This window comes from Pseudocitrobacter sp. RIT415 (assembly GCF_003057695.2).
Lineage (GTDB): Bacteria > Pseudomonadota > Gammaproteobacteria > Enterobacterales > Enterobacteriaceae > Pseudocitrobacter > Pseudocitrobacter faecalis.
In genome coordinates this window covers 1-10135 of the sequence record NZ_QBJC02000040.1, presented here as the reverse complement: position 1 = coordinate 10135, position 10135 = coordinate 1, and the positions used below count along the sequence as shown (strand labels likewise).

The 10135-nt window shown below is 56.5% G+C and carries 8 protein-coding genes, 1 tRNA gene and 2 pseudogenes; 3 read left to right on the top strand and 8 right to left on the bottom strand.

Annotated elements, in window-relative coordinates; all coding sequences use genetic code 11:
• The first annotated feature begins 249 nt into the window (after positions 1 to 249).
• The 3 genes and pseudogenes from DBY68_RS22500 to DBY68_RS23275 all read left to right on the top strand — a co-directional run bounded on the left by DBY68_RS22500 (position 250) and on the right by DBY68_RS23275 (position 1785).
• Positions 250 to 326: transfer RNA gene (locus DBY68_RS22500), tRNA-Asp, on the top strand.
• Positions 327 to 560: 234 nt separating this feature from the next.
• On the top strand, positions 561 to 1013 hold the full coding sequence (locus tag DBY68_RS23175; RefSeq protein WP_233503925.1) for an integrase arm-type DNA-binding domain-containing protein: 453 nt from the start codon (positions 561 to 563) through the stop codon (positions 1011 to 1013).
• A pseudogene (locus DBY68_RS23275) lies at positions 899 to 1785 on the top strand (tyrosine-type recombinase/integrase). Before DBY68_RS23175 ends, DBY68_RS23275 begins: the two are co-directional and overlap by 115 nt.
• A gap of 673 nt (positions 1786 to 2458) precedes the next feature.
• Here DBY68_RS23275 and DBY68_RS22490 read toward each other — a convergent pair.
• The 8 genes and pseudogenes from DBY68_RS22490 to tagK all read right to left on the bottom strand — a co-directional run.
• Positions 2459 to 2756 (bottom strand): annotated as a pseudogene (locus DBY68_RS22490) (integrase domain-containing protein); the annotation flags it as partial.
• Positions 2757 to 3633: 877 nt separating this feature from the next.
• Positions 3634 to 3906 (bottom strand): HigA family addiction module antitoxin, encoded by a 273-nt coding sequence (locus tag DBY68_RS22480; protein ID WP_112296222.1) that lies wholly within the window; start codon positions 3904 to 3906, stop codon positions 3634 to 3636.
• Positions 3893 to 4939, bottom strand: a complete 1047-nt coding sequence (locus DBY68_RS22475) for a type VI secretion system ImpA family N-terminal domain-containing protein (protein ID WP_112296220.1) — start codon at positions 4937 to 4939, stop codon at positions 3893 to 3895. The genes DBY68_RS22480 and DBY68_RS22475 overlap by 14 nt, the downstream gene beginning before the upstream one ends.
• A 10-nt stretch (positions 4940 to 4949) precedes the next feature.
• The gene (gene tssG / locus DBY68_RS22470; protein ID WP_112296218.1) at positions 4950 to 5945 is read right to left on the bottom strand and encodes a type VI secretion system baseplate subunit TssG; all 996 of its coding nucleotides are present in this window, start codon (positions 5943 to 5945) and stop codon (positions 4950 to 4952) included.
• A complete protein-coding gene (gene tssF / locus DBY68_RS22465) occupies positions 5942 to 7825 on the bottom strand; it encodes a type VI secretion system baseplate subunit TssF (protein ID WP_112296216.1) in 1884 nt (627 codons plus the stop codon). Before tssF ends, tssG begins: the two co-directional genes overlap by 4 nt.
• A gap of 15 nt (positions 7826 to 7840) precedes the next feature.
• On the bottom strand, positions 7841 to 8335 hold the full coding sequence (gene tssE / locus DBY68_RS22460) for a type VI secretion system baseplate subunit TssE (RefSeq protein ID WP_112296214.1): 495 nt from the start codon (positions 8333 to 8335) through the stop codon (positions 7841 to 7843).
• Complete coding sequence (locus DBY68_RS22455; RefSeq protein WP_112296212.1) at positions 8332 to 9162, bottom strand: type VI secretion system accessory protein TagJ; 831 nt, start codon at positions 9160 to 9162, stop codon at positions 8332 to 8334. The genes tssE and DBY68_RS22455 overlap by 4 nt, the downstream gene beginning before the upstream one ends.
• Positions 9149 to 10066, bottom strand: coding sequence for a type VI secretion system-associated protein TagK (tagK, locus tag DBY68_RS22450; RefSeq protein WP_112296211.1), 918 nt, complete (start codon positions 10064 to 10066; stop codon positions 9149 to 9151). The genes DBY68_RS22455 and tagK overlap by 14 nt, the downstream gene beginning before the upstream one ends.
• Positions 10067 to 10135: the final 69 nt, after the last annotated feature.

The window sequence follows — 10135 nt, the reverse complement described above, 5'->3', positions numbered from 1 at the left end:
CGTAGCGCCGATGGTAGTGTGGGGTCTCCCCATGCGAGAGTAGGGAACTGCCAGGCATCAAATAAAGAAGTATGGCACTGATCTTTGAGGCAGTTCGCTACTCGATAAGAGAGTAGGCCAAAAGCGAAAGCTTTTGAACGTTGCGAAGCAACGGCCCGAAGGGTGAATCACAAAGTGATTCATAAACTGCCAGGCATCAAATTGCAGTAAACCAGGATGAAAATCCGGGTAGTGACAAAGAAATTCGGTGGAGCGGTAGTTCAGTCGGTTAGAATACCTGCCTGTCACGCAGGGGGTCGCGGGTTCGAGTCCCGTCCGTTCCGCCACTTACAGTTCTCGGGGTGTTTTTAGACATCTCATAAAGTAAGAAAACCGTATCACTGTCAAAGGGATACGGTTTTTTTTCGTCTCAACAGTTTCCATCACAGATCATGGAATCTGATGCAAATAGGCCAATTGGTGGGCCTATGGGCAGGTGGCGAAAAATTTGTAGGCCCATTTCCAGTTTCCTCTTGAAATATCAGCGGAAACAGGATACTACCGCCACTTCTTTCACTGTCATGGCTGTTCTTACCCGCCCGCTTTCCGCCTCCGAAGTCCAGAAGGCTAAACCTGCTGCCAAAGATCACGAACTGTTCGACGGACAGGGGCTGACCCTGTTCGTCAGAACTACCGGTAAAAAAATCTGGCGCTTTCGCTACAAACGCCCCGGCACCACCACCCGCACCACCATCACATTAGGCTATTACCCTGTTATGTCGCTTGCCAGCGCCCGCACACTCCATGCTGAAAAGCTGGCGCTGCTGGTTCAGGGCGTTGATCCCGGCAAACAGGCCAGTGAAGCGGCAGCGCAGGAAAAAATCGCCACTGACAGCCTGTTTATCAACGTGGCGACAAAATGGTTTGCGCTGAAAAAAACCAGAGGCATTTCAGATGTCCACGCGGACGATATCTGGAAATCACTGGAAAAGATGTTTTCCCGGCCATCGGGCAGACGCCGGTCACGGAACTGAAAGCGTATACCCTGATTGCGGCGCTTGATCCGGTGCGTGCGCGTGGCGCGCTGGAAACCCTGCGCCGCCTGATGCAGCGCATTAATGAGGTCATGAAATTTGCCATTAACTCCGGTCTGCTGGATGCTAACCTGGCCTCCACCATTGGTGAAGTGTTTGAGAAACCAAAAACGCAGCATATGGCTTCCATTCCCCCGGAACGTTTGCCTGAGCTGATGCTGCGTTTTGAAAACACCAACCTGGCGCTGATGACGCGCTGCCTGCTGAAATGGCAGCTTCTGACCCTGGTGCGCCCCGGTGAAGCGGTGGGCACGATGTGGAGTGAAATCGACACGGAGAAAAAACTCTGGACCATTCCGGCAGAACGGATGAAGAAACGTCGTGAGCATAAGGTGCCGCTGTCGCCGCAGGCTATCGCGGTGGTGGAGCAGATTAGATCCTGGGCAGCCACTCGCCGTTTGTGTTCCCCGGCAGGGTGAAACGCAGCCAGCCAATGAACAGCGAAACGGTCAATAAGGCGCTGTGGCGAATGGGGTTTGGCGGTGAACTGGTCTCTCATGGCTTCCGGGCGCTGGGCTGTACGGCAATGATCGACGCCGGGTTTCCGGCGGATGTTGTGGATGCCGTTCTGGCCCATGCCAGAGACAAAGATAACGGGCTTAAAATGCTGAAGCCCTATGATCGTTCAACGCATCTGGCGCAGCGGGTGGAGAGCATGGACTGGTGGGGAAGGCAGATCAGTGAGGCCTCCGTGGCGGCGAGGATGATATAACGGGGATGATAAATCCCTGCCGTAATAATGCTATCTGAATAATATTAAAAATGAAAAGCAGACCCTGACTGACCGGGATCTGCTTTAATTTTTTGTCTGCAAAACGCCAAAAATCATCTGGTTCCTGATAATTCAGGATAAAAATGCATCAGTGAAAGCTCACCGGAATGTTACTCAATAAACGATATTTTAGTGAAATTACCCGTTAATACTCCAGAATATCTTCGCCATAAAATTCCGGACAATTTTTCCTGGAATACATGAAAACTGCACCAGATATACAGAGACAAATAATCTGCGCCCGTCCCGGATAATCCGGTATTTGCACCAGCATCCCGCCGCTTTATCCATTCAGAACTGCGCCAGTTTCTGGCCCTTTGATTTTGGCCCTTTCTGGTCAGGAGCTGTTACTCTTATCGTCCCTTAACCCTTATTGCCCTTTCCCTTTCTGGCGCAGACAGTTTATTCAGGAGTGCGTCATAACAGTTTGCACCAGAATTAATTTATTATGATAGTAATTGCACGGAAATTTCCCTCCCCAAATTTATGTCGGGTAATGACTGTTATTAATTTCACCCGGAGATCTCATCAGATACGAAAGGATAATGCGCCAGATGCTGACAGGGAAAATAATAAATTATCCGGATAATCTGAATATGCGCCAGCAAAACCCGTTTACCCCCTGCGCCAGATAGCGGCGGATATCGTCCTCCGCCCATGCGTAGCGCAGTGAATGTGAGGAGTATTCCCATACGTTTTGTATGATTGCCCCAGTATTTCATTGCCTGTTTAAGGCTCGCGGCATCAATCAGCCTGCCGTTACGCTGTTCAGCCACCGTAATGGCATTATCGAGCGCCTGTTTAACTGCGCCAGCATCCTGAATAAGGGTGTCGCGGGGCCGCCCGCCTTTGGTGCCGAGTACCACGGTCAGCCGGGTATCGCCGTGTGCCAGTGCTTCGCGCCAGGTTTTTCATCTCTCTTTCCAGCATACCCATTTTGCTTTTCCTCTTCTCTCGCTCCTGATTTTCACAACACCACAACAGACAACGGATACAGCTTTCCCCGGCGCGTAGGCCGATAGCCCCTGATTTTTGTCGGGGCCGCGAGCAGTACCTGAGCGCCGGGGCGACGGCTGTTGAGGTTTTGCGGGGTATCGGTTGTGCTCTCAGAGCGTCCGCCTGCTTTCGCAGGCCATCCCCCGGACCGTCCTGGTGGTCCCCCTCCGGTACTGGCTCATGTTCTCCTTTTGTGAATGAATGGTTGAGATAAATGCTGAATAAGCGACGTCAGAAGCTCGCCAGTGGCTGGAACCGTTGATATGGCTGGTGCAGATGAATATTTCTGCGGGCGTCAGTCTCTCACTCTGCGTGAGCGACTGACGCCCTGGTCTGGCGCAGGAGCTGAAAATTAACAGTCTGGTGCAGGTTAACGGCCACGCGGCAGCAAATGCCTGGCGGCAATGCAGGCCGCAGTCCATCATGTAAAGGGCGCTGGCAATCAGCAGGGTGTAAATGGGCCGGGAAAATTCCGGAAAAGAGAAGCCGTGCAGCCGGTGAAGACTGTTGCCGTTAAGCGATGACGATGAAGCCGTCCGGTGTATGTACTATTAGCCTCAAACGCTTTCGCGTTCCGGTATTGCGGAGGTCGTACCGGTAGCAGGGGGCTGGTCGTCCTGATAAATCAGGGGCTTCTTGCAGACCATGAAGCCAAAGGGGCTGTCAACAGACAGCTTATTGCAGGAGAGAGATTACACCGTTATTTCTGGCGCAGAAAGGGGAAACTCATTTTTCCGGAAATAGAGTTTCCCCTTGAACTAATCGAAAATTTGTGAATGTAAAAACGCTGAGTTAACTCCGCAGTGGCCGGATAATGGGCTGTGGCTTTTGCAGCGCCTGCCAGAGGTCATACTCAGCCTGCATACCCGCCCACAGTTTAGCGCGGGTATTCAGCAGTACCGCCAGACGCAGCGCCATATCAGCCTTCACTGGCGCATGTCCATTGAGAATAAGGGATAACCGGGAACGGGAAATATTCAGCGCAGCTGCCAGCGTAATGCTGCTACCGTCCAGATAATCCCGGAGAAAATCGCCCTGAACATGTTTAGCATCACTCCAGCGCATCCCACTTCTCCAGCAGTTCTGGCGGGATCTCATTGATCACCTCCGAGAACCGTTTACCCACCAGACGTTCCGCCTGGCGCAGCAATGGAATGGTCGGACTGCTCGGCTCGCTGTGTTCAAACCAGCGACGGATGACCCGCAGACGTTCCAGCGCGTCGTTCCGGTCGCTGATTTGCCGGGGTTCTGCGCCGGGCATCGGCGATATTCCCGCCGCGATATGCACCGGTGGCGCAACGTGCTCTGCCTGCATCTGTTCAGTATGATCGATGGCGGCGCTCTCCGGCTGAATCGCCTGCGGTTGCAGCGGGATTTCCGGCGTGGTGGTCTGTACCGCCCCCGGCAACAGGGCCAGCAGTTGCGTCAGACGGGAGAAGTCCGGTGCCTGGTCATTCAGCGTTTCACGCGCATGGCGTTGCAGCCGCTCAGTGACTTCTGCGGCCTGGCGAAAGGCGTCCAGCGGCAGTGCGCCACGCGCTTCCAGGTCGGCCAGTTGCTGGCGTACCGATTCCGGCGCCAGCGCATCCGCCGGGCGTGATGCAGACAGCGAACGCTCTACATCCCGTACCTGAAGGCGCATGGCGACATTGTTTGACAGCGTGATACCACGAATATCCGCCATGATGCCTTCGTGGTCCAGCAGAGCCGACAGGGCGTTACTGCGTGCCACAGCCGCCTCTTCGGCGGTGGTATCTTCAGTCGCGAGCAGTTGTGGGTGGATGGCGTCCGGGTACGTGGCGCACAGCGTTTCCAGCAGCGTGAGTGCCTCCGCCAGTCCCCTGGCACCGGCCTGCTGGATACGGCAGCGCAGCAGGACAACCAGAATACGGATATCTTTGCTGCGCGTCAGCAGGCGGCGGGCATCCCGCTCAAGCTCCGCCCAGTTAATGGTTTCCGGCGTACTGACAAAATCGCCATATTGCGCCTCTTCACGCGGCGCGGCGCGGGTGAACAGCAGCAGGTACTCTGGATCGTACTCCAGATCCGGGCCGCAGGGGCATTCCGTCGAAACAGGGTCAGACAGGGATGTATCCATTTAATTATCCTCAGTGCGCCAGATAGTGTTCAGGTTCGAAAATCATGCCCGTTACCGGTTTGTCGTGCATGGCTTTACCCGCCCAGGCGGTCCAGCCTAACTGGTATGGACCACCGATAACAGCCGGAGGGGCAGCGTGTGGTTTAAGCTGTAGCTCAATTTCCCAGCAGTATTCAAACCCGGTGAAGGCGCGAACCAGTTCCGCCAGTACCGGCAGGTTGTTGCCGCCAGGCAGAAAACGCCGGTAATCTTCCAGCGTCAGCGGGCCGATGATCAGCCGGAACTTATACTGCATGTCCGGCACGGCCTGGCCGATGAGTGCGCCATTGCCAATAACGGAAGAGGGAGCAGGTATCCCCAGCCGGGTGATTTCATCATCCGCCACGGCTATCCAGTGCAGGACATACTCCTGTATCCGGAAAGGCACGCCGAAATAGTGCGCCAGCGTGGCGGCCAGCCCATCCGGATTGCGGGACTCACGCACCAGATGGGCCGATGCCGCCAGGCGAACATGATCCGGCAACGGGCTGTCTGCACTCTCCTGCAAATTCTGCCCGCTGAGGCTGGCGATATAAAAGGCAAAGCGGTCATGTTCCGGTTTATCCAGGCCGCCTCCGGCGGACTGGGCGCTGTGCCATGCCTGGTAAAACTGCGTCAGCCAGCGGTGATGAAAAAGATCGGAAAAACGGGTCAGTGTCGGATCGCGGCGGCTTTCGGTCCGGTTGCGCGCCAGTTCGGTGTAGTGCAGCGGCAGTGGGCCGTTTGGCCCCCACAGCCCGAGACTGTACAGGCTGATGTGCAGGCGTCCTTCCTGCCAGCTTACGCTGGCGATTTCCCGTGGCGAAAAGGTCAGAGCAGGTGTTTGTCCGAGGCGAAATTTTTCCATCCGTGGTTGCCAGGTACTGCCTGCCGGGACGGTACACAACTGCACATCCACGCGGCGCATCAGGTTCAGAAAACCGTAACGCCAGGGTTTTTCCTGCGCCTGAGTGAAATCGTCGCTCATACACTTCCCCGCTGTCCCGCCCTGACAGGCCAGGTCATAATTTTGCCGCGCTGCATGCTGTGCAGCGTCATCTGTGAGAAGGTATTAATGGAAACATGACGGGCGATATAGTGCTCCAGCACCAGCCCGAACAGATACGGGCTGATGCCAGAAAAACCCTCTTCATCTACGGTCAGTTCACAACTGACGCCGCGTCCATAGACCAGCAGCCCGGAACCGGGCAGACGGCGGGTGACCGGCGTTGTTTTGCAGCCGATCAGGCTGTGTACCTGGCGTGATTGCGGACTGTCATGCGCCGGAATAAACAGGTTCAGCAGATCGCGCAGCGCCTGGCCGCCGGTACGGTGATCCAGATCGGCCAGCGGCAGATAATTAAAGGATAACTGGCGGATCAACCGCCAGGCCATTTCCCGTTCCGCCAGCGGAGGCTGCGGCGGACGCGGCGGGCGGATCAGCCCCACGCCCGCCACCGGGATGGCCGCATCCACGGTCAGATCGTCCCGGCCATTGCGTGCAATAAGACAGGGCAGATCACGGTTGGTGACCATGGCCGTGATGGTGATATGGCGCAGATTTTCCGGGTACGGCGCTTCATACTGGTCAACCAGCGACAGGAATACCTCCGATCCCGTATAGGGGGTGCGGGTGCCGTAGCGGCGGGCGTTTTCCGACAACCGGCGCGGCTCCCGGCGCAGGGAAAAATAGCGCCCGTGGTTGCCTTCATCGTTATTGCGGGTGTGGTAGAGCGGGCGAAAGGTCATCTTCCGAGTAGTGTCGGCTTCCAGCCCCTCCACTTCCTGGACCGAAAACACCTCATAGTCCAGCGGATGGGTCCTGTCCACCACCAGGTGCTGCTCTGTCGTGCTGTGGGTGACATCGATCCGGGCGGTGACGCGGGGAAACAGGTTGACCACCGGGGTGCAGAACAGGCTGAACTGTGCCGCATTGGTCTGGTGGATCAGCCAGTCCGGCGGCAGGCGGTTCAGTAAGATAACAATCTCCGCCACGCCGCCGTGAATTTTTTGTAACCCGGCAGACAGACCCGTTGGGGTGAAAAAATAAAAGCGTTCCGGGCAGGCAAAATATTCATGCAACAGGTTATGGCCGTGGAATACGTTCCATGCCAGCGGCAACAGCCCCTGATCCGGCTCCAGACCCTCGTACATGACGGGCTGTTTCAGGTTCACATCCAGTACGCCGTCAAAATGACCCGGAATGCCTGCCAGGGTGGCAATGGCGCTGGTGTGCAGCAGTTCGAACAGGTGTGAGGCCGTGCGCTCCTCGCCACAGAGATAGAGCGGCAGCCTGTCCAGCCCGGCAAGCTGGCTGAAGGTCAGTTCACCGAAGGTGCGCAGGGTAATGCGCAGCGCCCCGGCGACGTGAATGTTAGCTGGCAGGTAGCGGTGCAGAGCGGGCATATCCGGCGGCGCGGCGGTCAGGCGCGCCTCTTCGATGGCGAGCGGCCACAGCGTCACATCCTGGCTGCTGCGAAACTGGCAGACGGTACTTTCGCCTTCCGGGATAGCGGAGAAAAAAGCAGTATCGCGCGGGACGGTGAAGCCCTTCGCCAGATCGCCTTCCTCCCGATCGGGATGCAACTGCGCCACGCTCATCGAGGGTGTGGGCGTGATGTAATTGGGGCTGACCACTTCCAGCAGGCGCTGGGTGAAGCGGGGAAACTCGGCGTCAATTTTAAGCTGTGTGCGGGCGGTCAGGAAGCTGAAGGCTTCGATCATCCGCTCCACATACGGATCGGCAATATCCGTTCCCTGCATCCCCAGCCGGGCAGCGACTTTGGGATGACGGGCGGCAAATTCGGCTCCCGTTTCCCGCAGGTAGCTCAGCTCGCGGTTGTAGTATTCCAGTAGCCGTGGATCCATCGGTCATCCTCTGTATTAAAAAAACGTAATGCGGCTCTGCTCCATATCCAGCGCACTGCGTACCCGAAACGCCGTGGGATAGGGCTGTGTGAGGATCTCGCCGCGAATTTCAAACTGTAGTGTGTTATGACCGCTCTGGCGGCGTTCATCCTGGAGCGGGATGATTTGCAGGGTGGACGCTTTCAGGCGGGGTTCAAACCGGGTGATGGTGCGCAAAATAGCCCTGCGGATATCGTCCCATTTGTGTTCATACAGAAAGCTGCCCGCCAGTGGCGGCAGGCCGTAGTTCAGTACGGAAGCTGCTGCCTGCGGGTAACGCGCGGCATCAATATCATCTTCTTGGCTGATGGTGTTAAGCAGAAACGACAAATCCCGGCGAATGATTTCTTTTAACTGTACCGGGCTGACGCTGATGTCGTGGTCACGTTTCTGGTCTGGCGCATCGTCGCACAGGCGGTCAAACAACGTGGGGAGCAGGTGGTTGGCCGGACGCTGGCGGGAAGCGTTCACGCGTCGCTTCCTCCGGAGGTATTAAAGGTACAGGTGGACAAATCCAGCAGGCTGATATCGCCGTGGCCGGTGAGCCACACTTTTTGCCCCAGCGCCTGTACCAGCGTCTCGCCCGGCCCGTCCTGCCAGACGGTTTCCCGGCACAGGCGCAGGGGGTCAGGCGCATTTTCAGAGCCGCTGTAGCGGGGAAACAGCCAGGCGCTGTGCGTGTCGCCATTTTGTAGTGTGACGTTAACGGGTTTCCAGAGCAAATCGGTCAGATGCGCAGGCTGCGGCGATTTCAGCGAGCGGATCTGTGAAAATGGCAGCCAGATATATACCCCGCCCGCGATCAGTTCGAGTACCGGGCCGGTACGGGAATCACTGTCGCTTATCCAGTCAAATGTGCCGCCGTTCCACTGCCCGCTGACTTCTGTCATGGCATTCAGCGCACGGCTGCGGTGGGCATCGGCCTCCGGCGTCTCGCCACGGGCGTTACAGGCGAGGGCGGCCAGCAGATCCTCCATCCAGGCGGGCGGCGGAAGAATAAAACCGGGCTGCTGTTCCCCCTGAAAGCAGGACTGGCGGTAGATCTCACAGCGGATCAACTCCCCAAATATCTGCGCCTCGCGGGTATAATTTGCGTCCATCCGGGCGCACAACTGGATCTGTTGCAGCGCCCGCGACCAGCAGCCTGTCACACACAGCAACTGAAACAGGCTGTGGCGGTGGGAGGCCTGCGCCGGGTGCATCCTGACCTGTTGCTCTGCCATCTGAATGCCTTCCGCCAAGGAATAATCCCGCAGCAGTGCTGACAGTGAGGCAGGCAGCACATTATTTTTTGTCATGAGGAAGATCTCCGTGTTGTTGCGCCGGGTTTATCCGGTAATGGCTGTCAATGCCGATGATGCGATGTTCTTTCCGTGTCAGGTCGGGCAGAACGGTGTTATGCGCCGTTTCCGGTACGTATTCCGGGGAGAGCAGATGCAGAATATCGGGGAGGGTGCTTTCGGCAGGCCAAGCGGTTTCACTTTCACCGGTGGCGTCCAGCACATCGAGAATGGCGTCAATGCTTAACCCGCCGGTGACCATGTCCTGCAATGTACCGGCTTCAGCCGTCAGATCGCGCAATGAGGCCAGATCCTGCGTGGCTGCCTCTCCGTTAAAGGGAAAGGGATCGGCCTGGCGGTGAATATCCTGACCGGGGGACAACAACGCCTCGCGGTATTCCTGATAAAGCCGGGTCAGGGTGTTCTCTGTTTCCGGGTCGCCTCCGGCGGTGGATGCACCATGAACCGGAATGATATCGAACGGGTTTTGCGAAGACTGATGCTGCTGCCTGAACCAGTCCAGGTCCAGGTATTCGGTCATCGTTTCCGGCGAAGCGGCAGTCTGCGATGTCGTCTTATCCGCGTGTGGAGCAGGAGGGGGGGGATTGCCACGTACAAGACGCCAGGAGGACAGCCCCCATTCAATCAGGTCCCCTTCATTCAGGCGCATACGGTGATACGGCTCGATGATTTGATCATTTACCGTACAGCAATATTCATCAGATTGATTAATTATCCACCATGCCTCTTCGTGGCGGGTTAGACTGAGCGCAATGACTGCTTCATCATCCACCTCAAAAACAGGCATCCACGGGGCAGCGACGGTAAAAATAATCTGCGTTCCGGCAGTGGCGTAAACCGTATTATCGGTAATGCCCTGTGCCTGAATCTTCTGTAATCCCCAGGAATTTGTTTGTTTCATAATGCGTCGCCTGACGGGGTTATGGCATTTCTTATTATTTGTAACTTACGTTATTGATAAGATTTTATA

Excerpts from the sequence above, each read along its gene's own strand:
- tagK (WP_112296211.1), bottom strand. The coding sequence starts at position 10,066 with ATGAAACAAACAAATTCCTGGGGATTACAGAAGATTCAGGCACAGGGC.
- DBY68_RS22475 (WP_112296220.1), bottom strand. The coding sequence starts at position 4,939 with ATGGATACATCCCTGTCTGACCCTGTTTCGACGGAATGCCCCTGCGGC.
- DBY68_RS23175 (WP_233503925.1), top strand. The coding sequence starts at position 561 with ATGGCTGTTCTTACCCGCCCGCTTTCCGCCTCCGAAGTCCAGAAGGCT.
- tssF (WP_112296216.1), bottom strand. The coding sequence starts at position 7,825 with ATGGATCCACGGCTACTGGAATACTACAACCGCGAGCTGAGCTACCTG.
- tssG (WP_112296218.1), bottom strand. The coding sequence starts at position 5,945 with ATGAGCGACGATTTCACTCAGGCGCAGGAAAAACCCTGGCGTTACGGT.
- DBY68_RS22480 (WP_112296222.1), bottom strand. The coding sequence starts at position 3,906 with ATGCGCTGGAGTGATGCTAAACATGTTCAGGGCGATTTTCTCCGGGAT.
- DBY68_RS22455 (WP_112296212.1), bottom strand. The coding sequence starts at position 9,162 with ATGACAAAAAATAATGTGCTGCCTGCCTCACTGTCAGCACTGCTGCGG.